At 66.7% G+C, this 23894-nt stretch carries 26 protein-coding genes; 21 read left to right on the top strand and 5 right to left on the bottom strand.

Annotation, left to right across the window (positions count from 1 at the left end; translation table 11 throughout):
- The first annotated feature begins 23 nt into the window (after positions 1 to 23).
- Genes yidC through AC2FAN_RS10090 form a run of 4 tightly spaced genes read left to right on the top strand, consistent with a single transcriptional unit; the run spans position 24 to position 3647 of the window.
- On the top strand, positions 24 to 1901 hold the full coding sequence (yidC, locus tag AC2FAN_RS10075; RefSeq protein ID WP_485173755.1) for a membrane protein insertase YidC: 1878 nt from the start codon (positions 24 to 26) through the stop codon (positions 1899 to 1901).
- A 56-nt stretch (positions 1902 to 1957) separates the two neighbouring features.
- Complete coding sequence (locus AC2FAN_RS10080) at positions 1958 to 2590, top strand: CatB-related O-acetyltransferase (protein ID WP_485173648.1); 633 nt, start codon at positions 1958 to 1960, stop codon at positions 2588 to 2590.
- Positions 2591 to 2599: 9 nt separating this feature from the next.
- The gene (gene yihA, locus AC2FAN_RS10085; protein WP_442864852.1) at positions 2600 to 3265 is read left to right on the top strand and encodes a ribosome biogenesis GTP-binding protein YihA/YsxC; all 666 of its coding nucleotides are present in this window, start codon (positions 2600 to 2602) and stop codon (positions 3263 to 3265) included.
- Between the two features lie 7 nt (positions 3266 to 3272).
- Positions 3273 to 3647, top strand: a complete 375-nt coding sequence (locus AC2FAN_RS10090; protein WP_485173651.1) for a DUF423 domain-containing protein — start codon at positions 3273 to 3275, stop codon at positions 3645 to 3647.
- A gap of 8 nt (positions 3648 to 3655) precedes the next feature.
- Here the strand turns inward: AC2FAN_RS10090 and AC2FAN_RS10095 are convergent, their stop codons facing one another.
- Positions 3656 to 3838 carry a YegP family protein gene (locus AC2FAN_RS10095; protein WP_485173653.1) on the bottom strand — a complete coding sequence of 61 codons (183 nt, stop codon included), beginning with the start codon at positions 3836 to 3838 and terminating at the stop codon, positions 3656 to 3658.
- A gap of 180 nt (positions 3839 to 4018) precedes the next feature.
- On the opposite strand from AC2FAN_RS10095, the gene argB reads away from it, so the two are divergent.
- From argB to hisA, 7 genes are all read left to right on the top strand, one after another.
- On the top strand, positions 4019 to 4915 hold the full coding sequence (gene argB, locus AC2FAN_RS10100; RefSeq protein ID WP_265051064.1) for an acetylglutamate kinase: 897 nt from the start codon (positions 4019 to 4021) through the stop codon (positions 4913 to 4915).
- A gap of 263 nt (positions 4916 to 5178) precedes the next feature.
- A complete protein-coding gene (locus AC2FAN_RS10105; protein WP_265051063.1) occupies positions 5179 to 5919 on the top strand; it encodes a pyrimidine 5'-nucleotidase in 741 nt (246 codons plus the stop codon).
- 119 nt (positions 5920 to 6038) lie between these two features.
- Positions 6039 to 7235, top strand: coding sequence for an O-succinylhomoserine sulfhydrylase (locus tag AC2FAN_RS10110; protein ID WP_485173656.1), 1197 nt, complete (start codon positions 6039 to 6041; stop codon positions 7233 to 7235).
- A gap of 226 nt (positions 7236 to 7461) precedes the next feature.
- Complete coding sequence (hisB, locus tag AC2FAN_RS10115; protein ID WP_265051061.1) at positions 7462 to 8049, top strand: imidazoleglycerol-phosphate dehydratase HisB; 588 nt, start codon at positions 7462 to 7464, stop codon at positions 8047 to 8049.
- 9 nt (positions 8050 to 8058) lie between these two features.
- The gene (locus AC2FAN_RS10120) at positions 8059 to 8547 is read left to right on the top strand and encodes a DUF2628 domain-containing protein (protein WP_485173658.1); all 489 of its coding nucleotides are present in this window, start codon (positions 8059 to 8061) and stop codon (positions 8545 to 8547) included.
- Complete coding sequence (gene hisH, locus AC2FAN_RS10125; protein WP_485173660.1) at positions 8544 to 9200, top strand: imidazole glycerol phosphate synthase subunit HisH; 657 nt, start codon at positions 8544 to 8546, stop codon at positions 9198 to 9200. Before AC2FAN_RS10120 ends, hisH begins: the two co-directional genes overlap by 4 nt.
- On the top strand, positions 9188 to 9922 hold the full coding sequence (hisA, locus tag AC2FAN_RS10130) for a 1-(5-phosphoribosyl)-5-[(5-phosphoribosylamino)methylideneamino]imidazole-4-carboxamide isomerase (RefSeq protein WP_485173756.1): 735 nt from the start codon (positions 9188 to 9190) through the stop codon (positions 9920 to 9922). Before hisH ends, hisA begins: the two co-directional genes overlap by 13 nt.
- Before the next feature lie 189 nt (positions 9923 to 10111).
- On the opposite strand, the gene AC2FAN_RS10135 is transcribed toward hisA, so the two are convergent.
- Positions 10112 to 10900, bottom strand: a complete 789-nt coding sequence (locus AC2FAN_RS10135; protein WP_485173662.1) for a transporter substrate-binding domain-containing protein — start codon at positions 10898 to 10900, stop codon at positions 10112 to 10114.
- 99 nt (positions 10901 to 10999) lie between these two features.
- On the opposite strand from AC2FAN_RS10135, the gene hisF reads away from it, so the two are divergent.
- From hisF to AC2FAN_RS10170, 7 genes are all read left to right on the top strand, one after another.
- Positions 11000 to 11764, top strand: coding sequence for an imidazole glycerol phosphate synthase subunit HisF (hisF, locus tag AC2FAN_RS10140; protein WP_265051057.1), 765 nt, complete (start codon positions 11000 to 11002; stop codon positions 11762 to 11764).
- Position 11765: 1 nt separating this feature from the next.
- Positions 11766 to 12086 (top strand): phosphoribosyl-ATP diphosphatase, encoded by a 321-nt coding sequence (locus tag AC2FAN_RS10145; protein WP_476805420.1) that lies wholly within the window; start codon positions 11766 to 11768, stop codon positions 12084 to 12086.
- Between the two features lie 85 nt (positions 12087 to 12171).
- Positions 12172 to 13146 (top strand): type I pantothenate kinase, encoded by a 975-nt coding sequence (gene coaA, locus AC2FAN_RS10150; RefSeq protein ID WP_265054957.1) that lies wholly within the window; start codon positions 12172 to 12174, stop codon positions 13144 to 13146.
- Positions 13147 to 13162: 16 nt separating this feature from the next.
- The gene (locus AC2FAN_RS10155) at positions 13163 to 13690 is read left to right on the top strand and encodes a DUF1697 domain-containing protein (protein ID WP_485173665.1); all 528 of its coding nucleotides are present in this window, start codon (positions 13163 to 13165) and stop codon (positions 13688 to 13690) included.
- A 41-nt stretch (positions 13691 to 13731) separates the two neighbouring features.
- A complete protein-coding gene (locus tag AC2FAN_RS10160) occupies positions 13732 to 14187 on the top strand; it encodes a YqaA family protein (protein WP_485173666.1) in 456 nt (151 codons plus the stop codon).
- Between the two features lie 70 nt (positions 14188 to 14257).
- A complete protein-coding gene (locus AC2FAN_RS10165) occupies positions 14258 to 14608 on the top strand; it encodes a RidA family protein (RefSeq protein ID WP_056800272.1) in 351 nt (116 codons plus the stop codon).
- A 213-nt stretch (positions 14609 to 14821) separates the two neighbouring features.
- The gene (locus tag AC2FAN_RS10170; protein ID WP_485173668.1) at positions 14822 to 16129 is read left to right on the top strand and encodes a hypothetical protein; all 1308 of its coding nucleotides are present in this window, start codon (positions 14822 to 14824) and stop codon (positions 16127 to 16129) included.
- Between the two features lie 19 nt (positions 16130 to 16148).
- Here AC2FAN_RS10170 and AC2FAN_RS10175 read toward each other — a convergent pair whose 3' ends face one another.
- Positions 16149 to 17297 carry an aminotransferase gene (locus tag AC2FAN_RS10175; RefSeq protein WP_476805425.1) on the bottom strand — a complete coding sequence of 383 codons (1149 nt, stop codon included), beginning with the start codon at positions 17295 to 17297 and terminating at the stop codon, positions 16149 to 16151.
- A 369-nt stretch (positions 17298 to 17666) separates the two neighbouring features.
- Here AC2FAN_RS10175 and AC2FAN_RS10180 point away from each other — a divergent pair, with 369 nt between their 5' ends.
- The 3 genes from AC2FAN_RS10180 to AC2FAN_RS10190 all read left to right on the top strand — a co-directional run bounded on the left by AC2FAN_RS10180 (position 17667) and on the right by AC2FAN_RS10190 (position 21958).
- Positions 17667 to 19148, top strand: a complete 1482-nt coding sequence (locus AC2FAN_RS10180) for a cobyric acid synthase (protein ID WP_485173671.1) — start codon at positions 17667 to 17669, stop codon at positions 19146 to 19148.
- A gap of 193 nt (positions 19149 to 19341) precedes the next feature.
- The gene (locus tag AC2FAN_RS10185) at positions 19342 to 19938 is read left to right on the top strand and encodes a TetR/AcrR family transcriptional regulator (protein ID WP_485173673.1); all 597 of its coding nucleotides are present in this window, start codon (positions 19342 to 19344) and stop codon (positions 19936 to 19938) included.
- Between the two features lie 64 nt (positions 19939 to 20002).
- On the top strand, positions 20003 to 21958 hold the full coding sequence (locus AC2FAN_RS10190) for an SDR family NAD(P)-dependent oxidoreductase (protein WP_485173759.1): 1956 nt from the start codon (positions 20003 to 20005) through the stop codon (positions 21956 to 21958).
- On the opposite strand, the gene AC2FAN_RS10195 is transcribed toward AC2FAN_RS10190, so the two are convergent.
- Together AC2FAN_RS10195 and AC2FAN_RS10200 are read right to left on the bottom strand one after the other, a co-directional pair.
- A complete protein-coding gene (locus AC2FAN_RS10195) occupies positions 21882 to 22811 on the bottom strand; it encodes an NAD-dependent epimerase/dehydratase family protein (RefSeq protein ID WP_485173675.1) in 930 nt (309 codons plus the stop codon). The two genes, AC2FAN_RS10190 and AC2FAN_RS10195, sit on opposite strands and share 77 nt — an antisense overlap.
- Positions 22804 to 23841 (bottom strand): MraY family glycosyltransferase, encoded by a 1038-nt coding sequence (locus tag AC2FAN_RS10200; RefSeq protein WP_485173677.1) that lies wholly within the window; start codon positions 23839 to 23841, stop codon positions 22804 to 22806. The genes AC2FAN_RS10195 and AC2FAN_RS10200 overlap by 8 nt, the downstream gene beginning before the upstream one ends.
- Positions 23842 to 23894: the final 53 nt, after the last annotated feature.

Genomic DNA, 23894 nt, shown 5'->3' on the forward strand with positions numbered 1-23894 from the left:
AGCGAGATTCGTTTCCGATCATGATGAAAGAAGACAACCGCAATCTGCTTCTCGCGATCGTCATGTCCGTGGTCATCCTGCTCGGCTGGCAGTTCTTCTATGCCAAGCCGCAGATGGAGAAGCAGCAGGAGGCGGCGCGGCAGAACCAGCAGGCCCAGAGCCAGCAGGCTCCCGCGGCTTCCGGCTCGACCCCTGCACCGGCCACGCCCGGACAGCCGGCAGGCTCGGCCGCGCCCGGCGCTGCCCTGACGCAGGCCGCCGGCACGCGTGAGCAGGCGCTGGCGGCGAGCCCGCGCGTCCGCATCGACACGCCCAAGATCTCCGGCTCGATCTCGCTGACCGGCGCGCGCATCGACGACGTCTCGCTCAAGGCCTATCGCGAGACGGTCGATCCCCACAGCGCCAACATCATCCTGCTCTCGCCGCTGGGCGGGCCGAACGCCTATTATTCCGATTTCGGCTGGGTCGCGGCGCCGGGCAGCAACGTTACCCTGCCGAACGCGACGACGGTCTGGACGCCCGACAGCCAGGTCCTGACCCCGGCCAAGCCGCTGACCCTGAGCTGGGACAACGGCCAGGGCCTGACCTTCCGGCGCGTCGTCAGCGTCGACGACAACGCCATGTTCACGATCCGCGACGAGGTCGACAACAAGGGCGGCAGCGCCGTGACGCTGTTCCCCTATGGCCAGGTCGTGCGCCAGGGCAAGCCGACGACGCTCGGCTACTACGTGCTGCATGAGGGCCTCGTCGGCAATCTCGGCGAGCAGGGCCTGCAGGAATACACCTACGACAAGATCGACAAGGAGCCGCTGCTCTCGCCCGGCACCACCGGCAAGAGCTGGAAGGACGCCGTCGGCGGCTTCGTCGGCATCACCGACAAGTACTGGGCTGCCGCCGTCATCCCGGACCAGCAGCGCAAATACGAGGGCCGCTACTCCTCGGTCCAGACCGGCACGGGCCACACCTATCAGGCCGACTTCCTCGGCGAGGCCATCGCGATCGCGCCGGGCGCCACCGTCTCCGCCAATGCCCGGCTCTTCGCCGGCGCCAAGGAGGTCGCGGCGGTCGACGGCTACGAGAAGAACCTCGGCATCAAGCGCTTCGAGCTGCTGATTGACTGGGGCTGGTTCTATTTCATCACCAAGCCGCTCTTCTTCCTGCTCGACTGGATCTACAAGCACGTCGGCAATTTCGGCGTGGCGATCCTGCTCGTCACGGTGCTGCTCAAGGCGCTGTTCTTCCCGCTCGCCAACAAGTCCTACGCCTCGATGGCGAAGATGAAGGCGCTGCAGCCGGAAATGACGGCGATCCGCGAGCGCTATGCCGACGACAAGATGAAGCAGCAGCAAGCGCTGATGGAGCTTTACAAGACGCAGAAGATCAACCCGGTCGCCGGCTGCTGGCCGGTGCTGCTGCAGATCCCGGTGTTCTTCGCGCTCTACAAGATCCTGTTCATCACCATCGAGATGCGGCACGCGCCGTTCTTCGGCTGGATCCACGATCTGGCGGCGCCGGACCCGACCAACCTGTTCAACCTGTTCGGGCTGATCCCGTTCACGCCGCCGGCCTTCCTGCATCTCGGCGCCTGGCCGATCATCATGGGCTTCACGATGTTCGTCCAGATGAAGATGAACCCGGAGCCGCCGGACCCGGTGCAGAAGATGATGTTCACCTGGATGCCGGTGTTCTTCACCTTCCTGCTCGGCTCGTTCCCGGCCGGCCTGGTGATCTACTGGAGCTGGAACAACCTGCTCTCGGTGCTCCAGCAGGGCTACATCATGCGCAAGAACGGGGTGAAGATCGAACTCTTCGACAACCTCAAGGGCCTGTTCGGCAAGAAACCCGCGACGGCAGGCGCCGTTGCCGCGCCGCCCAAGCCAGCCAACACCAACAAGAAGTGAGAGTTCGAAGGGCGGGGTTTCCCGCCCTTCGCATTTTCGGCCAAGGCCTTTCCGCGATGCCGCTACCCGATCCGCAGACGCGCCATCCCATTGCCGGCTGGAAGGGCACCGCCTTCCTCAAGGCCGTGGTCGACCACCCGCTGATCGAGGTCGGCGACTACAGCTACTATGACGACTCGCGCGGGCCGGAGCATTTCGTCGCCCGCTGCGTGCGCTATCATTTCGACTTCATCGGCGACCGGCTGATCATCGGGAAATTCGTCGCGATCGCGCAGGCCGCGCAGTTCATCATGAACGGTGCCAACCATCCGATCGGTGGCTTCTCGACCTTTCCCTTCCAGATGTTCGGCCTCGGCGATCCCGAGGCGCTGAAGCGGCCCGGCCCGAACAATCGCGGCGACCTGGTGATCGGCAACGATGTCTGGATCGGGCGCGAAGCCGTGATCATGCCGGGCGTGACGATCGGCGACGGCGCGATCATCGGCACCCGGGCCCAGGTGACGCGCGACGTGCCGCCCTATGCCGTCGTCGCCGGCAATCCCGGCCGGATCGTCAAGATGCGCTTCCCGCCCGAGATCGTCTCGGAGCTGCTGACGATCCACTGGTGGGACTGGGATGCGGACAAGATCGCGCGGCACGTCGACGCGATCCAGGGCGCCGATATCGACGCGCTCCGCGCAGCCGTGTAGGCAGGGCGCATGACCACATCCATGACCAAGCCCTATGACGCCGAGGAGATCGAGGCCGCCCGCAAGCTCTTCGAGGGCCCGTGGGACTTCGTCTGGGCCTCGACCAAGATCGACGACCTGCCGCCGATGGTGGGGCAGGAGATCGCCTTCGCCGGCCGCTCCAATGTCGGCAAGTCCAGCCTGATCAACGCGCTGACGCGGCGCAACGCGCTGGCGCGCACCTCGCATACGCCGGGCCGCACGCAGCAGCTCAACTTCTTCCGCCAGGTCGACCATGACGAGCGGCTGACCATCGTCGACATGCCCGGCTATGGCTATGCCGCCGTCGGCAAGGAGAAGGTCGCGGCCTGGACCCGGCTGATCCACGACTATCTGCGCGGCCGCTCGAACCTGATGCGCGTCTATGTCCTGATCGACGCCCGCCACGGCATCAAGGATGTCGACGGCGCCGTGCTGGAGACGCTCGACAAGGCCGCCGTGTCCTATCAGGTCGTGCTGACCAAGGGTGACGCGCTCAAACCCGCCGATCAGCAGTTCATGACCGAGGCGACCTATGACGAGATCAAGCGCCGGCCGGCCGCCTTCCCCGAGGTGCTGCTGACCTCCAGCGAGAAGGGAGTGGGCATCCCCGAACTGCGCGCCGCGATCGGCCGGGTGCTGGCGGAGCGGGAGTGAGGGCTGCATGACCGCGACGAAGACCCACCTCGTCCTCGCCGCCCTGATAGGGCTCTTCGGCGTCGCGCTGCTGGCGGCGGCGGCTCACATCACCGGCACGGCCAATGTCCAGACGGCCGGGCAGATGCTGCTGTTCCACGCTTCCGTCGTCATCGGCGCCACGGCGGCCCGCAAAGGCGGGCATCTTCAGGACGTCGTGGCGCGGTTCGCGCTCTCGGCCATCATCTTCGGCGCCACGCTGTTCGCGGCCGATCTGGCGCGGCGCGGTTTCGCCAACGAGGCGCTGTTCCCGCGCGCAGCCCCCATCGGCGGCTGGTTCATGCTGGGCGGCTGGCTCGGCCTTGCCGTCGCGGCCGTTCTGGCGAAGCCTGCCAGCCGCTGATCTGCGCGCTATTGCGGTACGCAGGTCATGCCGTTGCGCTGAGCGTTGGCGACGCAGTTCGCCTTGCTTGCATAGCCTTCCGTGGAAGCGCCAACGATGCGCCCGTTCGAAGCGACCCGGCGCCAACGCCACTCGCTACCCGAGGAATAGATTTCCCATTTGTCTCCGTTTCGATCGGTGCAACTGCTCATTGAGCCTCTCCCCAGCCAGCGAATCGATTTCGCCCTGTCGAGTAAAGCGCATGTTGCGATATTTTCAATCTATAGTTGTATCACTGGCAGTTCCCGCCTGCCGCTAGTCCTTCCGCAGCCACGCAAGTTCGGCTAGAAGCGCCGCCGGACCCTTCCTGCGGCCGCGCGGAGCCTGCCCGTATGACCGACCATCCCCTTCTGACGCCGTCGCAATCGGCCGAGCTGCTCGTGCAGGCGCTGCCGCATATGCAGCGCTACGACCAGGAAATCATCGTCATTAAATATGGCGGCAACGCCATGGGCGACGCCGCCACCGCCGAGGACTTCGCCGAGGATATCGTGCTGCTCGAGCAGTCCGGCCTCAAGCCGGTGGTCTGCCATGGCGGCGGGCCGCAGATCGCGGCGATGCTGAAGAAGCTCGGCATCCAGTCCGAGTTCAAGCAGGGCCTGCGCGTCACCGACGAAGCGACGGTCGAAGTCGTCGAGATGGTTCTCGCCGGCTCGGTCAACAAGGAGATCGTCGGCTACATCACCCGCGAGGGCGGGCGCGCCATCGGCCTTTGCGGCAAGGACGGCAACATGGTCACCGCCCGCAAGGTGACGCGCACCATCGTCGACCCCGATTCCAAGATCGAGGAGGTCCTTGATCTCGGCTTCGTCGGCGAGCCGGAGACGGTCAATACCGGTGTGCTCGACGCGGTGCTGAAGGCCGAGCTCATCCCGGTGCTCGCGCCTGTCTGCGCCGCCGCCGACGGCCAGACCTACAACGTCAATGCCGACACCTTCGCGGGTGCGATCGCGGGCGCGCTCAATGCCAAGCGCCTGCTGCTGCTGACCGACGTGCCGGGCGTGCTGACCAAGGACAAGCAGCTCATCCCCGAGCTCACGGTGGAGGAGTGCCGCCGGCTGATCGCTGATGGTACGATCTCGGGCGGCATGATCCCGAAGATCGAGACCTGCATCTACGCGCTGGAAAAGGGCGTCGAGGCGGTCGTCATCCTCGACGGCAAGGTGCCCCACGCCGCGCTGATCGAGCTCTTCACCGACACCGGCGCCGGCACGATCATCCGGCGCTGAGAAGCAAGCGGCGTCATTCTCGGGCGGAGCGGGGCCTCCCCTTCTCCCCCTGCGGGAGAAGGTGGCTCGGCGAAGCCGAGACGGATGAGGGGTCGCGCGACCCGTGCCGAAGCGTTCTGGTTCGCCAACGAGTCAGGGCGGCATGCCCCCTCACCCCAACCCTCTCCCGCAGGGGAAGAGGGGCTCGCCGCGGCTGCCACGTCTATTAAGCCTTGGCCAAGGACTTGCAGCGCAGACTCCGGCTCGCCACATCACGGAGTCCAATGAAAATACTCGCTGACACACCGGCCGCGACCCCGCCCCTGACGGCGCAGGCCTTCGCGCATGTCGACCACTGGATCTTCGACCTCGACAACACGCTCTATTCGCATGAGGCGAAGGTCTGGCCGCAGGTCGACGAGCGCATCACGCTGTTCCTCTCCGAGCTGTTCGGGCTCGACGGGCTCTCCTCGCGCGCGCTGCAGAAATACTATTACCAGCACTACGGCACGACGCTGAAGGGGCTGATGGAGGAGCATGGCATCGATCCCGACGACTTCCTCGATTTCGCCCACCAGATCGACCTGACCCTGCTCGATCCGAACCCCGATCTCGGCGCGGCGATCGCAGCACTGCCCGGCCGCAAGCTGATCCTGACCAACGGCTCGCGCGGCCATGCCGAGAACGTCGCCGGCAAGCTCGGCATCCTCCATCACTTCGAGGATATCTTCGACATCGTGCAGGCCGGCTTCACGCCCAAGCCCGAGCGCGCGACCTACGAGAACTTCCTCGCCAAGCATTCGGTCGATCCGGGACGTGCCGCGATGTTCGAGGACATCGAGAAGAACCTGCTGGTCCCGAGCGCGCTCGGCATGAAGACCGTGCTGATCGTGCCGAAGACGCCCGACCCCTTCCGCGAAGCCTGGGAGCAGGCCGCCGTCGAAGCCGGTCACGTGCATCACGTCACGGCCGACCTGACCGGCTTCCTGCAGCCGCTTGGACGGCCGGCCGAACGCCTGGCCTGAGCGCGCAGAAGGTTTGGCGCTCACGGCGTTTTCCGAAAAGGAAATTCTGTTCTTCTTTACGAACAGAGGGGGAGATGCTAGTTGCCTTGTCCGTTAAAAAGAACGGACTGAGGTTCCCCATGTCGGCATCGGACAATCCCGCAGCCAAGCTGCACCCTGAAACCCGCCTCGTCCATGCCGGCACGATGCGTTCGCAGTTCGGCGAGACCTCGGAAGCGCTGTTCCTGACGCAGGGCCATGTCTACGACAGCGCGGAGCAATGCGAGGCCCGCTTCCTGAACAAGGATCCGGGCTTCCAGTATGCCCGCTTCTCGAACCCGACCGTCGCCATGCTGGAACAGCGCATGGCCGCCTTCGAGGGCGCCGAGGCCTGCCGCGCGACCGCGACCGGCATGGCCGCCGTCACCGCCGCGGTGATGGCCCCCCTGCGTGCCGGCGACCATGTCGTGGCGGCCCGCGCGCTGTTCGGCTCCTGTCGCTACATCGTCGAGGATCATCTGCCGCGCTACGGCGTCGAGTCGACGCTGGTCGATGGCAGCGACATCGAGGCCTGGCGCAAGGCTGTCAGGCCGAACACCAAGATCTTCTTCCTCGAGACCCCGTCGAACCCGACGCTCGAGGTGATCGACATCGCCGCCGTGGCGAAGATCGCCAAAGCGGCCGGCGCCCGGCTCGTGGTCGACAACGTCTTCGCCACGCCGCTCTTCCAGAGGCCGTTCGAGCTCGGCGCCGATCTCGTCGTCTATTCCGCGACCAAGCATATCGACGGGCAGGGGCGCTGCCTCGGCGGCCTGATCGTCGGCTCGAAGGAGCTGATCGAGGGCGATATCCAGACCTTCCTGCGCCAGACCGGCCCGGCGATCTCCCCCTTCAACGCCTGGGTGATGCTGAAGGCGCTGGAGACGCTGCCGCTGCGCGTCGCGAAGCAGGCGGAGAACGCCGTCAAGGTCGCGGATTGGCTCGCCGCCCACGCCAAGCCGTCCAAGGTCATCTTCTGCGGCCATAAGAGCCATCCGCAGGCCGAGATCATCGCGCGCCAGATGAGCGGCCCGTCGACGCTGATCGCCTTCGAGGTGCCCGGCGGCAAGGACGCCGCCTTCCGCCTGCTCAATGCCTGCAAGCTGATCCGCATCTCGAACAATCTCGGCGATGCCAAGAGCCTGATCGTCCATCCCGCGACGACGACGCATCAGCGCTTCACCCCGGAAGTGCGCGCCGATATGGGCGTGACCGACGGGATGATCCGCCTGTCGATCGGGCTGGAGCATGCCGACGACCTGATCGCCGATCTGGAGCAGGCGCTGTCGAAGGTCTGAGGGCTTTTCTCACACGAACCTCCGCCGTCATCCCGGACAAGCCGCGTGAGCGGCGCCGATCCGGGATCCATGCCGGAACTCCTGCCGAAATCGCTCTGGCATGGATCCCGGGTCTCCGCTTCGCTGCGCCCGGGATGACGGCGGAGGTTCCTGCCCGTGCCAGTGGCCATCCCCGCCCGCCCCTGCTAAAGCGAAGCCGTTTTCCAGCCAGCCCTGAGAGGCCAGCATGCGTTCGGGCGAAGTGAAGCGCCGCACCAACGAGACCGATATCGCGGTCTCGCTCACGATCGACGGCACCGGCAAGGCCGAGATCGCCACCGGCGTCGGCTTCTTCGACCATATGCTCGACCTGTTCGCCCGCCATTCCCTCGTTGACCTCAAGGTCGCGGTGAAGGGCGACACCCATATCGACGACCACCACTCGGTCGAGGATGCCGGCATCGCCATGGGTGAGGCGCTGAAGCAGGCGCTCGGCTCCAAGAAGGGCATCCGCCGCTATGCCGACGTGCATCTGCCGATGGACGAGACGCTGACGCGCGTCGCGATCGATGTTTCCGGCCGGCCCTTCCTCGTGTTCCGGACCGAGTTCAAGGTGCAGAAGATCGGCTCGTTCGACACCGAATTGGTGCGCGAGTTCTTCCAGGCCTTCGCGATCAACGCCGGCATCACGCTGCATGTCGAGACACTCTACGGTGACAACGCCCACCACATCGCCGAGAGCTGCTTCAAAGGGCTCGCACGGGCGCTGAGACAGGCACTCGAGGTCGATCCGCGCGAGGGCGACCGCATTCCCTCCACCAAGGGCGCTTTGTAGGAGGCGGCCGTGGCGTTCTACACCGTCATGACACCGCCGCCCGTCGCGGGCGGCCGGCGCGAGGAGATCGAGCAGGCCAGGCTCATCCCCGAGAGCTTCTCCTGGGCGGCCTTCCTGCTGACGGGCCTCTGGCTCCTCGGCAAGCGGCTGTGGCTGGTGACCCTGCTCTTCGTGCTGATCTGGGGCGCGCTTTTCTACCTGCGCAGCCGCCTCGGCCTGCATCCCAGCGCGCTCTCGCTGATCTACTGGTCGATCGCGCTGTTCCTCGGCATCGAGGGCAACAACCTCGTCGTCCGCAAGCTCACGCGGAACGGCTGGCGGCTCGCCGATGTCGTCGAGGCGCGCAGCCTGCCGGAAGCCGAGCGCCGCTATTTCGAGCGGGCGCTGGCCGGCGAGGCCGCGCCGCCGCGCGCCGAGACCGCGCCTCCCGCAATGGTGTCACGCCCGAGCGGGCCGCTGCCGATCATCGGCCTGTTCCCGGAGGCAAGGGGACGATGAGCCAGAGCGTCGCGATCATCGACTACGGCTCGGGCAATCTGCATTCCGCTGCCAAGGCCTTCGAGCGGGCGGCGCAGGAGAGCGGCATCGCCTCGACCATCCACGTCACCAGCGATACCGCCGTCGTGCGCGCGGCCGACCGGATCGTGCTGCCGGGCGTCGGCGCCTTCGCCGATTGCCGGCGCGGGCTCGATGCCGTGCCCGGCATGGTCGAGACGCTGGAAGAGGTGGTGCGGGCCAAGGGCCGGCCCTTCCTCGGCATCTGCGTCGGCATGCAACTCCTCGCCTCGCGCGGGCTGGAATATACGATCACGCCGGGCCTCGGCTGGATTCCGGGCGATGTCGCGCTGATCGAGATCGACGACGACAGCCTGAAGATTCCGCATATGGGCTGGAACACCCTTCACAAGCAGGACGAGCACCCGCTGCTCGACGGCATCGAGACCGGCCCGCAGGGGTTGCACGCCTATTTCGTACACTCCTATGCGCTGGTTCCCGAGCGCGCGCAGGACGTGCTGGCCCTGACCGAGCATGGCGGGCCGGTGACGGCGATGGTGGCGCATGGCAACGTCGCCGGCACGCAGTTCCACCCCGAGAAAAGCCAGACGCTGGGACTGAAGCTCATCGCCAATTTCCTGAGCTGGACCCCATGATCCTCTTTCCCGCGATCGACCTGAAGGAAGGCCGCTGCGTCCGGCTGAAGCAGGGCGACATGGCGCAGGCCACGATCTTCAACGACGATCCCGCCGCGCAGGCCGCCGCCTTCGAGGCGCAAGGCTTCCAGTGGCTGCATGTCGTCGATCTCGACGGCGCCTTCGCCGGCAAGCCGATGAATGCGGCGGCGGTCGAGGCGATCCTCGCCCGCGTCGCCTTCCCGGTGCAGCTCGGCGGCGGCATCCGCGACATGAAGACGGTCGCGGGCTGGCTGGAGAAGGGCATCCGCCGCGTCATCATCGGCACGGCTGCGGTGCGCGATCCCGGCTTCGTGCGCGAAGCGGCGAAGGAATTTCCGGGGCAGGTCGCGGTCGGCATCGATGCGCGCGACGGCTTCGTGGCTGTGGAAGGCTGGGCTGAAACCTCGACATTGGCTGCGGCCGATCTCGGCAAGCGCTTCGAGGATGCCGGCGTCGCCGCGATCATCTACACCGACATCGCGCGCGACGGCATGCTCCAGGGCATCAACTGGGAGGGCACGATCGCGCTGGCGAAGGCCGTGTCCATCCCGGTCATCGCCTCGGGCGGCCTGGCCTCGATGGCCGATATCGAGCGGCTCTGCGCCGATGATGCCGCGATCCTCGAAGGCGCGATCACGGGGCGTGCGCTCTATGACGGGCGCATCGACGCAGGCGAGGCACTGAAGCGGCTCGCGGCCTGATCGTCCTTCTCTGGAACCTCATCGTCATTCCGGGGCAAGCGCGCAGCGCTTGAGCCCGGAACCCATGAACACCGTCGCTACCGATGAAGGCTGTCGGTATCGCTTTTCGCTTTGCCCTGAACCGTCGTGTTCATGGATTCCGGGCTCGGCCCTTCGGGCCGCCCCGGAATGACGGTGGATGTTTACAAATTACCGCACGAACTGGTTGTATATCCCAGCGAACTCGCCCGTCGCCCTGGCGAGGTGGAGCCATTGGTCTACGAAGGCCTTGAAGGTCGCGTCGCCGCGCGGGAGCATGTAGCCCATCTCGCCATATTGCAGCGGTTCGTCGGGATTGACGGCGCAGAGGCCGGGCTTGGCCTTCTCCTGCACCTTCACCTCGATCGACTCGGCGATCATCAGGTCGGCCTTGCCGGCGAGGATCTGGTCGAAGATCGTGACGTTGTCGGGATAGACCTCGATCTTGGCCTGCTTGAAGTTGGCGCGCACGAAGCGCTCGTTGGTGCCGCCCGGATTGACGATGACGCGCGTCTCCGGCTTGTCGATGTCGGCGACCGTCTGGAACTTGCCCTTGTCGGCGCAGCGCACGATCGGCGCCTTGCCGTTGACGAGATAGGGCGCCGAGAAGAACACCTTCTTCTGCCGGTCGAGCGTCACCGAGATGCCGCCCATGGCGACGTCGCATTTGCCCGAGCCCATATCGGCCAGCAGATCGGCCCATTTGGTCTGGACGAACTTCGCCTCGACACCGAGCGCCTTGGCGAGCGATTTCGCCAGCTCGATGTCGATGCCCTCGAAGGAGCCGTCCTTCGCCAGGGTGAACGGCTTGTAGTCGCCGGTGGTGCAGATCTGCAGCGCGCCGCGGCTCTGGACGGCGTCGAGCAGGCTTGTCGCCGTCTGCGACTGCGCACCGGTCGCGGCTGCAAAAGTCAGGCAGACCGCGACGCCGGCCTGCCGAATCATCGATGCAATAGCCATGGAACTCCCCTCTTTGGACTGCTATCAGTCCCCGCCAGCAGAGCAGGCTTGCCGGTTGCGATCAATCGGTCCTGCGCCCGCAGGACAGCGTTGCCGCCGATGACCCTGAAGACCCGCATCATCCCCTGCCTCGACGTCAAGGACGGCCGCGTCGTCAAGGGCGTGAAGTTCCTTGATCTCGTCGATGCCGGCGATCCCGTGGAGGCCGCCAAGGCCTATGACGCGGCCGGGGCCGATGAACTCTGCTTCCTCGACATCACCGCGAGCCATGAGGACCGCGGCATTCTCTTCGACGTCGTGACGCGGACAGCCGAAGCCTGCTTCATGCCGCTCACCGTCGGGGGCGGCGTGCGCAAGGTCGAGGACATCCGCGCGCTGCTGCTCGCGGGCGCCGACAAGGTCTCGATCAACACCGCCGCCGTCACCAACCGGCAATTCGTCAAGGACGCGGCGGAGAAGTTCGGCGGCCAGTGCATCGTCGTCGCCATCGACGCCAAGCAGGTCTCGCCGGGCCGCTGGGAGATCTTCACCCATGGCGGGCGCAACGCCACCGGCATCGAGGCCGTCGCCTTCGCCCGCGAGGTCGTATCGCTGGGAGCGGGCGAGCTTCTGGTCACCTCGATGGATCGGGACGGCACGAAATCCGGCTACGATCTCGGCCTCACCTGCTCGATTGCGGATGCGGTCCCGGTGCCCGTCATCGCCTCGGGCGGCGTCGGCGATCTCGACGATCTCGTCGCCGGCGTCAGCGAGGGCCATGCCTCGGCCGTGCTCGCGGCATCGATCTTCCATTTCGGCACCTACACGATTCAGCAGGCCAAGGCGCATATGGCGGATGCCGGGCTCAGGATGAGGCTCGTCTGAGATGAGCGGCTTCACCCTCTCCGATCTCGAAGCCCGCATCGCCGAGCGCGCCGCCGCCTCGCCCGAGGAATCCTGGACGGCGAAGCTGCTGGCGGCAGGCCCCGAACGCGCCGCCAAGAAGTTCGGCGAGGAAGCGGTCGAGGCCGTGATCGCCGCCGTGAAGGGGGATCGCGCCGAGCTGATCGCCGAGAGCGCGGACGTACTTTATCATCTTTTGGTCGTGCTCAAGGCGCGCGATGTTGCATTGCAAGACGTCTTGAGCCAGCTTGAAGCCCGCACGGCCCGCTCCGGACTGGCGGAAAAGGCGGCCAGACGCGGGTAATTTGCCCGTTGATCGACTATCGCGAGGATGGACCCGCCAGGATGACCCTCCCTTGAATCTCGAAGCCTGGATTGCGGGTCGCGTCATGGACCAGCGCCTCATCTCGACCACGCCCGAACGCGATCTGGTCTCGCCCTATCGCCTGTTCTCGCGGGATGAATGGGCGCATCTGCGCGCCGACGCCCCGCTGACGCTCTCGGTCGACGACCTGACCAAGCTGCAGTCGATCAACGACCCGATCTCCCTCGACGAGATCGTGGCGATCTACCTGCCGCTGTCGCGCCTGCTTTCGCTCTATGTCGCGGCGACGCAGGGGCTGTTCAAGGCGACGCAGCGCTTCCTGATCGCCGAATCCGAGGTCAAGGTGCCCTATGTCATCGGCGTCGCGGGCTCGGTCGCGGTCGGCAAGTCGACCACGGCGCGCGTGCTGAAGGCGCTGCTCTCGCGCTGGCCGAACACGCCGAAGGTCGAGCTGGTCACCACCGACGGCTTCCTGCTGCCGAATGCCGAGCTCGAACGGCGCGGGCTGATGCAGCGCAAGGGCTTCCCGGAGAGCTATGACGGCTCGGCGATCCTGCGCTTCCTCTCCGACGTCAAGGCCGGCAAGCCGCAGGTGAAGGCGCCGGTCTATTCGCACCTCGTCTACGACGTCATGCCCGGCGAGACGGTGACGGTCGAACGGCCGGACATCCTGATCCTCGAAGGGCTGAACGTGCTGCAGCCGAGCCGGATGCCGAAGGACGGCACGGCCATCCCCTTCGTTTCCGACTATTTCGACTTCTCGGTCTATCTCGATGCCGACGAGCACGACCTGCATCGCTGGTACGTCAACCGCTTCATGACGCTGCGCCAGACCGCGTTCCGCGATCCCCGCTCCTTCTTCCGCAAATATGCGGAGATCGGCGAGGAAGAGGCGCTCTCCATCGCCGAGAAGCTCTGGACCGGCATCAACCTGCCGAACCTGCAGGAGAACATCCTGCCGACGCGCCAGCGCGCCAGCCTGATCCTGACCAAGGGCGCCAGCCATCGCATCCAGCAGGTCGCCCTGCGGCGACTGTAACGCGGCAGAAGCGGGCATGACGACTTATGTCGCCCTCCTGCACTCGATCGTGCTCGGCCCGGGCAAGCGAGTGGCGATGGCGGAACTGAAGGCCATGACGGCGGCGCTCGGCTTTGGCGACCCGCGCAGCTGGGTCGCCACCGGCAATCTGATCTTCGAGGGCAACGATGCGCCCTTGGCGGAGATCGAAAGCCGAATGGAAGACGGCTTCCGCTCCCGTTTCGGCAAGCATGTCGATATCATTCTGCGCACGGGGCAGGCCTGGCGGCAGCTTGCCGCCCAAAATCCCTTCCCGGACAGGAAAGGCGCGGAGATCGGCATCCGCATCATGCGAAAGCCGCTCGGTCCGGAGGCTTTATCGATGCTCGGCGGGTTCGCCACGCCCGGTATTGGGCTCGCCCTCGCGGATGGCGATCTCTGGATCGATTTCGGCGGCAAACCGAACGAGGCGAAGCTGCTTTCGCATCTGACGACGAAGAAACTCGGCATCGGCACGCTGCGCAACGCCAACACCGTCAATGCGCTTGCCGCGATGCTGGACTGATGCCCCGGCCAGCCCACTCGGCGCGATAGGAACCCCTGGCGGTGCTGGAGAACCTTGATCTGTCCTCTCTCGGCCTGATGGCCGCTGCGGCCTTCGTCGCGGCGACGTTGCTGCCCGCACAGTCGGAAGCCGTCTTCGTCGGACTGCTCGCGGCAAAGAGCGTGGACCCGTTCGCGCTCTTCCTGACCGCAAGCCTGGCGAACACGGCCGGCTCGATCGTCAACTGGTGGCTGGGGCGGCTGATCGCGCGCCATGGGGTCGAGAAGCTGCCAGCTCGCCTGCGGCCGGATCCAGCCCGCTTCGCCCAGGCCCAAAGCTTCTTCACCCGCTTCGGCTGGCCGTCGCTGCTGTTCTCCTGGCTGCCGGTCGTCGGCGATCCGCTGACCTTCGTCGCGGGCACGCTGAACTATCCGTTCGCACGCTTCCTGGTCCTCGTCCTGATCGGCAAGGCCGGCCGCTACGCGGCGCTCTGGGCCGGCTGGGCGAGCCTAATCTAGTCGCCTTATCATTTGCGAAACCGGCCGGGCCGGGCTACCAGCGAAGGCGTTCGTCCAAGGAGATTATATTATGAGCATTCAGCGTATCGGCGTCGGCCCGCGCATGTCCAAGGCCGTGGTGCATGGCGACACCGTCTATCTGGCCGGCCAGGTCGCGGACAAGGCTGCCGGCAAGAGCGTGGGCGAGCAGACCGCCGACATCCTCGGCATCATCGACGGGCTCCTGGCCGAGGCCGGCACCGACAAGACGAAGCTGCTGATGGTCAATATCTGGCTCTCGGACATGTCGACCTTCGCCGAGATGAACGCCGTCTGGGACAAGTGGATCGTCGCCGGCCAGACCCCGGGTCGCGCCACGGTCGAGGCCAAGCTGGCCGCGCCGCAGTTCACGGTCGAGATCGCGGTCATCGCCGCGAAGTAAGCATTGAGAGCATTCCGCGCGCCTTCGAAGCGCGGAATGCTCCATCTCCCTGTTTTATCGCATTTTCTTAACGCGAACCTGTATCCTCTTCGCTCGAAAATGCTTTAAGCCGAGCCGGAGCGGGAGGCACCCATCAGCCAGTCCGACGAGATCGCCCCGCTTCTGGCGCGCGTCGCCGGACGCCAAGGCCTCCCGCCGGTGGCGCTGGCGGCGATGATCGCGGATTGGCTGCGCCGCCCCGGCTCGACCTCGCCCACCGAGGCCTTGCTCGATCGCAAATCGGCCGACTTCCTCGCCTTGGCCGAACGACTGGCGCTGCCGGTCGGTGACGAAGAGATCCAGCGCCTGCGTGCTGGGGCAGGCGGCGCCATCGCTGCTGGCCGCCTCGCCGACGCCGACAAGGCGTTGGCGCAGGCCGAGCTTCATGCCATCGGCGGCTCGACCGACCTCTCGACATTGCCGCTCGAGCGCCGGCTGCTGATCGGCGAGAACCGCGCCGACCGGGCGGCGCTCAGCTTCCTGCGCACCACCTCGGACGGCTATCGCGAGGCCGCCGCCCGCTATGGCGAAGCCTCCGCCCTGATCGGTCTCGCCGATGTCGACCACAGCCGGGCCGCGGCGCTGGCTCAGGCAAAGGCGCTGGCCCGCATCAGCGAGGATTTCGGCGGCCGCGACGGCTACGATGCTGCCATCGACGCCTTGCGCCGCCTGCTCGACGGGCTGGACACCCTTGCGGATACCGTCGCCTTCGCCGGTGCCGAGGAATCGCTGGCCGCGGCACTGGAAGGCCTCGCCGCTCTCACCGGCGAAGCGAAACTGCTCGCCGTCGCGCTCGGCCATTGCCGCGCCGGCATCGAATATCTCGGCCGGGACGAGGCGCCGCCGCTCTGGCGCGCGCTGAAGCTGCGGCTGGGCCGCCTCGCGGTGACACTTGGGGTCGCGCAGAAGGACGACGAGCTTCTCGAAGAGGCGATCGCCACCTATGCCAGCGTGCTGACCACCTGGAGCCGCGCCGACGACGAGACGCGCTGGCTCGAAGCGGAGCACATGATCTCGCGGGCCCGGGCGACGCTCGGGCGGCGCCGGAACGATCTTTCCCTGCTGGAACGCGCCTTCAACGGCCTCAACCGGGTTTCCATGGCGACCGAACGCAGCCGCGAGCCGCTGCGCTGGGCCGAGCTTCAGGACCAGATGGGCAGCGTGCTGGCCGCCATGGGCGAGCGCTACAGCGAACCGGTGGTGATCGAGGAGGCAATCGCGGCCTTTGCCGCCGCGCTGGAAGAGCGCCGGCAGGAGTACGCGCCCCTGCTCTGGGCGCGCAGTCTCGCCAATCAGGCCGAGGCCATGCTGCAGCTGGCGCGACGCAACAAGGACAAGGAGCTCGCCCAGAAGGCGCTGGCCCAGCTGATGACGGCGGCGGAGACGGCGCGCCAGTCGGCCGGTGGCGATTCGGTCGCCGCCGACCTGCAAAAGCGACTCGTCGCCGCCGGTGCGGTCGCAACCAGGCTGCTCGGCGCCTGAAGGCCGGCGACGGCGCGCTTCAGCGCGGGCGACGACCCGCCAGCCTCTCCAGCGCCGCATCGAGCGTCGCATCGCGCTTGGCGAAGCAGAAGCGCACGACGTTCTTCACGGCCCCCTCGGCATAGAACGCGCTCACAGGGATCGCCGCGACGCCGCTTTCGGTGACGAGGCGCCGGCAGAAATCGGCATCATCGCTCTCGCCGAGCGGGGCGATGTCGACATTGAGGAAATAGGTCCCCGCGCTCGGCAGCACCGCGAAGCCGAGATCGCGCAGGCCCGTGGCGAAACGGTCGCGCGAGCGCTGGAAATCGGCGCGCATGCCTTCGAAGTAGCCGTCCGCCTTGCCCAACCCGTAAGCCACCGCCGCCTGCAGGTTCGGCGGGGTGGTGAAGGTGATGTACTGATGGGCCTTGGCGAGGACGCGCATGACCGCCGGCGCGGCCATGACGAGCCCGACCTTCCAGCCGGTCAGCGAGAAGATCTTGCCCGCCGACGAGATCTTGACGGTGCGCTCGCGCATGTCCGGCCGGCCGAGCAACGAGGCGTGGCGGTGCCCGTCGAACACGACATGCTCCCAGACCTCGTCGCAGATCGCGATCACATCGTGCCGGACGCAGAAATCGGCGAGAAGATCGAGATCGGCCTCGCTGAAGATCGTGGCCGTCGGATTGAGCGGGTTGTTGAACAGCACCACCTTCGTCTTCGGCGAGAAGGCCTTGGCCAGCGCCTCCTCCGTCAGCCCAAAATGCGGCGGCGTCAGCGTCACGAATCTCGGGATGCCGCCAGCGCGCCGCACCAGCGGCAGATAGGCATCGTACATCGGCTCAAACAGCACGACTTCGTCGCCGGGCGTCACCAAGGCCATCAGCGCGCCGGCGATCGCCTCGGTCGCGCCCGAGGTCACCATGATCTCGCTGTTCGGGTCGAGATCGAGGCCCTGCCAGCGCTTGTAATGCGTAGCCGCCGCCTGACGCAACTCGGGCAGGCCCATCATCGGCGGATACTGGTTCCAGCCATCCATGACCGCGTCCGCGGCCTTGCGCCGCACATCCTCCGGGCCGGGATCATCGGGGAAGCCCTGCCCGAGATTGACCGCGCCGGTTTCGCGCGCGAGCTGCGACATCGCCTCGAAGACGGTGGTCGGAAGAGCGGAGAAGATCGGATTCATCGCAAAGGCCGGCGAGAGCAGAGAGGGAAGCCGGCTTTACCATGCCGTTTGCCCGAGCGCATCCGGGCGCGCCCCGGCGGGAAAGGTTCTCGAAAAATGCCGACTGATGAATGTTGACATTCGTCATCGGTCAGTGTCTATTGATTGTCAGCCGGTCCTCGGCGGAACCCTGTTGCGACTTCGCCCCTTTGGCGCAGCAGGATGCCGCAGTGGACCGGCGAACCTTGTCAGGATCGTGGTGCCCTTCGGAGGCGCCGCCAGCTCCCGCACCGTTCCGACAGACAGCACCACATTTCAGCGCTTCCATTGCATGCGGGTTGTCCGGCTCGACGGCTTTTCGCGCGAGGGATAACCGCGCTAAGCAGGGCGATGTCCCGCTCGCCCACCCCGGCCATCATGATCCTCGGCACCGGCTCCAATGTCGGCAAGTCGCTGATCGTCGCAGGGCTCTGCCGGCTCTTCGCCGATCGCGGGCTCCGCGTGCGCCCGTTCAAGCCGCAGAACATGTCGAACAATGCCGCCGCCACCGCCGATGGCGAGATCGGCCGCGCGCAGGCGCTGCAAGCGCGGGCTGCGCGTGTCGCGCCGCATCCGGACATGAACCCCGTCCTCCTGAAGCCCGAGGGCGAGCAGGGCAGCCAGATCATCCTTCAGGGCCGCGTCGCCGGCCGGCTGAGCTCCCGCGATTTCGCGCGGCGCGGCGATTTCCTGCCGCGCGTCCTCGAGAGTTTCGAGCGCCTCGGCGAGCAGGCCGACCTCGTCATCGTCGAAGGCGCGGGCTCCCCGGCAGAAACCAATCTGCGCGCCCGCGACATCGCCAATCTCGGCTTCGCGCGCGCGGCGAACGTGCCGGCCGTGCTGATCGGCGACATCGACCGCGGCGGCGTGATCGCGAGCCTCATCGGCACTCATGCCGTGCTCGACACGGCCGACCGGGCGATGATTCGCGGCTTCGCGATCAACCGCTTCCGGGGAGATGTCGGGCTGTTCAGCCCGGGAGTCGAGACGATCGCGAAGGCCACGGGCTGGCCATCGCTGGGTGTCATCCCCTGGTTCGCGGAGGCCACACGATTGCCTGCCGAGGACGGGCTCGACATCCGTTCGGGGCGCAAGACGGGAGCCCGGCTGAAGATCGCCGTGCCCGTGCTGCCGTGCATCGCCAATTTCGACGATCTCGACCCTCTGAAGCTGGAAAGCGAGGTCGACCTCGCGATGATCGGGCCCGGCCAGGCCCTGCCGGGGGATGCCGACCTCGTCATCCTGCCGGGCTCCAAGACGACCCTGCGCGACCTCGCGGCGCTGCGGCGCGAGGGCTGGGATATCGACATCCTCGCCCATCGCCGGCGCGGCGGGCATGTGCTGGGGCTGTGCGGCGGCTATCAGATGCTCGGGCGCGTGGTGCGCGACCCGCTGGGGCTGGAAGGTCCGGCCGGAGAGGCGCAAGGCCTGGGCCTGCTCGACGTCGAAACCAGCCTCGACGCCGAGAAGACGGTCCGCGAGGTCGAGTTCGGCGATGCCGCCAGCGGTGCGCGGGGGCGGGCTTACGAAATCCATCTTGGCCGAACCGAGGGCGGCGACACCTCACGCGCGCCGTTCATCGTCGATGGACGGACGGAGGGCGCTGCCAGCCCGGATGGCCGCATCGCCGGCAGCTATCTGCATGGCGTCTTTGCTTCCGACGCAGTGCGCGGCGCCTGGCTCGCTCGCGTTGCCGGCCGCGATCTGCCGTCGTCCCTGGACTACGACGATGCGGTCGAAAAGACGCTGGATGCGCTCGCTGGCCATTTGGAGCGCCATCTCGACATCGATACATTGACGGATATCGCGAAATCGCGGCCGACGGCATCATGAGCCGGGGAACTTCCGGCGCCGCGGATCATTGGTTGACGGGACTGGCAGTGCTTGTCAGGACGTGTTTCGGATCGGAATTGATATGCATCAAGGCAAAAGTCTTTATTCGCCATTATGTTGACGAATGACGAAATTCGTCATAAGGATCAATTCTTCACCGCATTCGTTGAAATATAAACAAGCCGGCGCCGCCGTGAGTCATTCCGAACGCGATACCAAGCAAATCATCGTCGACACCGCCGAACGCTTCTTTCGCGATATCGGGTATCAGAAGACGACCGTCGCGGACATAGCGAAGTCCCTGCGGATGAGCCCGGCCAATGTCTATCGCTTCTTCGACTCCAAGAAGTCGATCAACGAAGCCGTGCTCGAGCGTTACAAGCGCGAGCAGGAAGAAGCGATCGCCACCATAGCCGTCGAGGATCGCCCCGCCACCGAGCGGCTGCGCGACATCCTCGCCACCTCCTTCCGTCTCAACGCCGCGCGTTTCGCCGGGCATGCCCGGATGCAGGAAATGGTCTGTGCGGCCATGGAGGAGAGTTGGGACGCGATCCTCGCCCATATCGAGCGCTTCGACGTCGTTCTGCGTCAGGTCGTCGCCGACGGCATCGCCCGCGGCGAATTCCGGCAGATGGAGCCGGCCCATGCGACCGGCTGCATCCGCACCGCGATGATCCGCTTCATGCACCCGCTGCTGATCACGCAGTGCGAGTGCATTCCCGGCCCCTCGCCCGACGAAATGATCACCTTCGTGCTCAGCGCGCTGGAGGCGAGGCCGCAGCCGAACTGAGCAACCGCGCGACGCTGCGTTGACAAGCCATCGAGGGAGCGGGATACCCCGCGTGATGGCCATCCTGCCCAAACAGAATCTCAAGAAAACAGCCGTCGTCATCCACGATCTCGTGATGACGGGGCTGGCGATCTGGCTCGTCTTCGTCGTTCGCTTCGAGGGCTGGCAGCTCGACGAGCATCTGCGCTACCTGCCGCGCTTCCTGCCCTTCTTCGTGGCCTATGCCGGGCTGGTCTACTGGTTCTTCTCGCTCTACCGCTCGAAATGGCGCTTCGCCTCGCTGCCGGACCTGTCGAATATCGTCAAGGCCGTCACGGTCCTGACCTTGACCCTACTGGCGGTCGACTATGTGCTGGTCGCGCCGAACTTCTACGGCGGCTTCTATTTCGGCAAGATCACGATCGCACTCTACTGGCTCGTGCAGAACTCGCTGCTCGGCGGGCCGCGCCTTGCCTATCGCTACTTCAAGTTCGCCCGCTCGCGCTCCAGCGCGGAGCGCGAGGCAACCCTGCCGACGCTGATCCTGGGACGCGGCGTCGAGGTCGAGATGGTGATCCGCGCGATGGAAGCCGGCACGATGCGCCGGCTGCGGCCGGCGGGCATCCTGACGCCGCGCCCGGACGATCTCGGCCAGTCGATCCGCGGCGTGCCGGTGCTCGGCCTTCTCTCGGATATCGAAACGATCGCCGCCGACGCTGTCGAGCGCGGCGAAGGCTTCCGCCGCATCGTCGCCACGCCCTCGGCGCTCCTGCCCGAGGCGCAGCCGGAGAAATGGCTCGCCCGTACCCGCAAGCTCGCCCTCCCGATCTCCCGTATCGAGGCGCTGGGCGAAGGCGTGCGCGACACCGAGGTCGCCCCGCTGGAAATCGAGGACCTGCTGGTGCGCTCCACGGTTTCCATCGACCGCGAGCGGCTGGGGGCGTTCCTCAAGGGCAAGCGAGTGATCGTCACCGGCGGCGGCGGTTCGATCGGCTCGGAGATCTGCCTGCGCTGCGCCGCCTTCGGTGCGGCCGAGCTGCTCGTGGTCGAAAGTTCCGAACCCGCCCTGTTCCAGATCACCGAACAGCTCTCGTTCCAGGCGCAGGAGACAGCCGTCGCCGGCGTGCTCGCCGATGTGCGCGACCGTGAGCGCATCATGCCGCTCTTCACCGCCTTCCGGCCCGACATCGTCATCCACGCCGCCGCGCTGAAGCATGTCCCCTATCTGGAGGCGGACTGGAGCGAGGGCATCAAGACGAACATCTTCGGCTCGGTGAACGTCACCGATGCCGCCGTCGCCTCAGGCGCCAAGACCTTCGTGCTGATCTCGACCGACAAGGCGATCGAGCCGGTCTCGATGCTCGGCGCGACCAAGCGCTTCGCCGAGATGTACGCGCAATCGCGCGATGCCGAGTTCGTGGCGGCCGCCTCAGGCGTGCGGCTCGTCGCCGTGCGCTTCGGCAATGTGCTGGGATCGGTCGGCTCCGTCGTGCCGAAATTCAAGGCCCAGATCGCCCGGGGCGGGCCCCTCACCGTCACCAGCCCGGAGATGATCCGCTACTTCATGACGATCCGCGAAGCCTGCGATCTCGTCTTGACCGCAGCGTCGCATGCGCCCGCAGGCGGGCCGGATGCCGAGCGGGCGGCGGTCTACGTGCTCAAGATGGGCCAGCCGATGCGGATCATGGATCTGGCCGAGCGGATGATTCGCCTTGCCGGCTTCGAGCCGGGCGAGGACATCGAGATCATCGTCTCCGGCGTCAGGCCGGGCGAGCGGCTGAACGAGATCCTGTTCGCACACGACGAGCCGATGGCCGAGACGGGGCTCGACGGCGTCATGGCGGCGAAGCCGATCTTTGCCGGGCGGGCGCGCATCCAGGGTTGGCTGTCGCGGCTGGAGAGCGCCCTGAAGGCCAACGACCGCGCCGCAGCCAACGCTGTCCTCGACGAGGCGATTCCGGATTTCAGCCGGCGCGAGCAGGCGCAGCCAGACGCGCCAGAGCCGCTTTCGTCTCTGCCGGTGGCCGCCAGCCGGCCCTGAGCAGGCGATCTGGCCGCGCGACAAGGCTGCCCGCCAGCTTGAGGAAGGTCTCCTCGCGCCCGGCAAGGCGTGCCAGCATCCTCATCCATTGTTCCGGTACCGGCAGCAGCCGCGGAGCGCGGTCGAGGCCGGAGCGCATCGCGGTGAGCATATCGGCAACGCTGACCGGCTCGGGGTCCGAGACCGTGCAGGCCTGTCGCGCCGGACAATCCGGCGTCAGCGCGAAACGGATGGCATCGGCCATGTTCTCGACGGCCAGCAGCGAGCGCGGCGCCCTCAGGCCCCCCAGCGGCAAGGGTATCGGCAGCCGCGCGAGCCGGAGCAGCGCCGCCATGTTGGCCTTGACGCCGGGCCCGTAGATCAGAACCGGGCGCAGTGCGACCCAATCGAGGTCGAGTTCTTCCAGGCCGCGTTCGGCCGCGAGCTTGGAGCGGCCATAGGCGTCACCCGGCGCCGGCTCTGCCGTCTCGGACAAGGGCGGGCCATCGAAGGCGCCTGAGAGGGCCTTGATCGAGGACAGAAAGACGAAGCGCTGCACGCCGGCAGTGACGGCAGCGCGTGCCAGATCCAGCGTCGCGTCGGTGTTGATGCGGGTGTAGAGCGCTTCGTCGAGGCCGGGGCCGGCATGGGCAAGGCCAGCCATGTGCACGACATGGTCGACGCCATCCAGGGCGGGGCGCCAATCGACCGGTCCGCGGAGATCGCCGACCACGACGGTTTCGACGCCGTCCGGTGCCGGTTGCGGGCGGCGCTGGGCGAGGCGCAGGCGATACCCCGCCTGACCGAGCGCGGCGACGACATGCGGGCCGACGAAACCGCTTGCTCCAGTAAGAAGGATGCGTTCGCTAGCCACGACTCGGCCCCGTCGCGAAACGGTGCAGCAGCAGGCCCGTCAATAGGGCGGCAGCGGCAAGGCAGGCCAGTTGGACCCCGAATTGCGGCAAGGCGATCGAAAAGGCCGCCAGCACGGCCAGGACAAGGTTCAGGAGCGCGACCCGACCCACCACAGCGAGCACGCCGAAGCCGTTGATGGTCGCCTGCTGATAGAAGTGCGAGCGATGGGCTTCCCAGACCTTCTCGCGCCGCGCCAGGCGGCGAAGCAGCGTGATGGTGGCGTCGGCGATGTGATAGAGTGGCAGGATCACCGCCGCGGCGAAGGCGCCGGTCCCGGCCAGCCGATAGAGCAGATAGGCGGTGAGGAGGCCGATCGGCAGCGAGCCGACATCGCCGAGAAACAGCCTGGCCACCGGCCGGTTGAAGGGGGCGAAGCCGACGAGCCCGCCGCAGAGCGCCGCCGCCAGCCACCCCGTCACCGGATCGATCACCCCGCAGGTTCCGGCCAGGGCGAAAGCAGCCGCGAGCGGCACGATGCCGGCGACCGTCATCCAGTCGAGCCCGTCCATGAAGTTGACGAGGTTGACGAACCAGATCCCCGCCAGGAGGGCGAGGGCGCGCTCAACCGCCAGGGGCATCATTTCCGGAAAAAGGCGCAGCTCAGGCGCGGCGCCAAACAGCACGATGCCGACGCAAGCGGCTTGAAGGACAAGCCTCAGGCTCGCCGGCAAGGGCCGGATATCGTCCCAGGCGCCGACCATGGCCAGGGCAGCCGCGGCAACGCCTACGATCAGCACAGTGCGGCGTGCCTCGTCTTCGACCGGACTCAACAAAAGAGACAGCGCCAGGGCCAGAAACGCGCCGACGAGCACGGCGATGCCTCCGCCTTGCGGCGTCGGTATCTTGTGGCTGGAGCGCGCATTCGGCCGAGCAAGCGCATAGCGCACCAGAAGGGGACGCAGCCCGACGCAAAGCACCGCCGCCAACAAGGCGGCGGCGGCAAAGACGGCAAGTGGGACAAGCAGGTTGGTCAAAGCGGGCCGCACCATAGTCGAGGTGGCGCAAAAGCCTAGTGGCTATCGTGCGCGGCCCGACCTGTCGG

It is taken from the genome of Allobosea sp. RIT-PG3_2 (assembly GCF_057321085.1).

What these genes read in the sequence shown, in the direction of transcription:
- yidC (WP_485173755.1), top strand. Translation starts at nt 24, where the DNA reads ATGAAAGAAGACAACCGCAATCTGCTTCTCGCGATCGTCATGTCCGTG.
- AC2FAN_RS10080 (WP_485173648.1), top strand. Translation starts at nt 1,958, where the DNA reads ATGCCGCTACCCGATCCGCAGACGCGCCATCCCATTGCCGGCTGGAAG.
- yihA (WP_442864852.1), top strand. Translation starts at nt 2,600, where the DNA reads ATGACCACATCCATGACCAAGCCCTATGACGCCGAGGAGATCGAGGCC.
- AC2FAN_RS10090 (WP_485173651.1), top strand. Translation starts at nt 3,273, where the DNA reads ATGACCGCGACGAAGACCCACCTCGTCCTCGCCGCCCTGATAGGGCTC.
- AC2FAN_RS10095 (WP_485173653.1), bottom strand. Translation starts at nt 3,838, where the DNA reads ATGAGCAGTTGCACCGATCGAAACGGAGACAAATGGGAAATCTATTCC.
- argB (WP_265051064.1), top strand. Translation starts at nt 4,019, where the DNA reads ATGACCGACCATCCCCTTCTGACGCCGTCGCAATCGGCCGAGCTGCTC.
- AC2FAN_RS10105 (WP_265051063.1), top strand. Translation starts at nt 5,179, where the DNA reads ATGAAAATACTCGCTGACACACCGGCCGCGACCCCGCCCCTGACGGCG.
- AC2FAN_RS10110 (WP_485173656.1), top strand. Translation starts at nt 6,039, where the DNA reads ATGTCGGCATCGGACAATCCCGCAGCCAAGCTGCACCCTGAAACCCGC.
- hisB (WP_265051061.1), top strand. Translation starts at nt 7,462, where the DNA reads ATGCGTTCGGGCGAAGTGAAGCGCCGCACCAACGAGACCGATATCGCG.
- hisH (WP_485173660.1), top strand. Translation starts at nt 8,544, where the DNA reads ATGAGCCAGAGCGTCGCGATCATCGACTACGGCTCGGGCAATCTGCAT.
- AC2FAN_RS10135 (WP_485173662.1), bottom strand. Translation starts at nt 10,900, where the DNA reads ATGGCTATTGCATCGATGATTCGGCAGGCCGGCGTCGCGGTCTGCCTG.
- hisF (WP_265051057.1), top strand. Translation starts at nt 11,000, where the DNA reads ATGACCCTGAAGACCCGCATCATCCCCTGCCTCGACGTCAAGGACGGC.
- AC2FAN_RS10145 (WP_476805420.1), top strand. Translation starts at nt 11,766, where the DNA reads ATGAGCGGCTTCACCCTCTCCGATCTCGAAGCCCGCATCGCCGAGCGC.
- coaA (WP_265054957.1), top strand. Translation starts at nt 12,172, where the DNA reads ATGGACCAGCGCCTCATCTCGACCACGCCCGAACGCGATCTGGTCTCG.
- AC2FAN_RS10155 (WP_485173665.1), top strand. Translation starts at nt 13,163, where the DNA reads ATGACGACTTATGTCGCCCTCCTGCACTCGATCGTGCTCGGCCCGGGC.
- AC2FAN_RS10165 (WP_056800272.1), top strand. Translation starts at nt 14,258, where the DNA reads ATGAGCATTCAGCGTATCGGCGTCGGCCCGCGCATGTCCAAGGCCGTG.
- AC2FAN_RS10170 (WP_485173668.1), top strand. Translation starts at nt 14,822, where the DNA reads ATGATCGCGGATTGGCTGCGCCGCCCCGGCTCGACCTCGCCCACCGAG.
- AC2FAN_RS10175 (WP_476805425.1), bottom strand. Translation starts at nt 17,297, where the DNA reads ATGAATCCGATCTTCTCCGCTCTTCCGACCACCGTCTTCGAGGCGATG.
- AC2FAN_RS10180 (WP_485173671.1), top strand. Translation starts at nt 17,667, where the DNA reads ATGTCCCGCTCGCCCACCCCGGCCATCATGATCCTCGGCACCGGCTCC.
- AC2FAN_RS10200 (WP_485173677.1), bottom strand. Translation starts at nt 23,841, where the DNA reads ATGGTGCGGCCCGCTTTGACCAACCTGCTTGTCCCACTTGCCGTCTTT.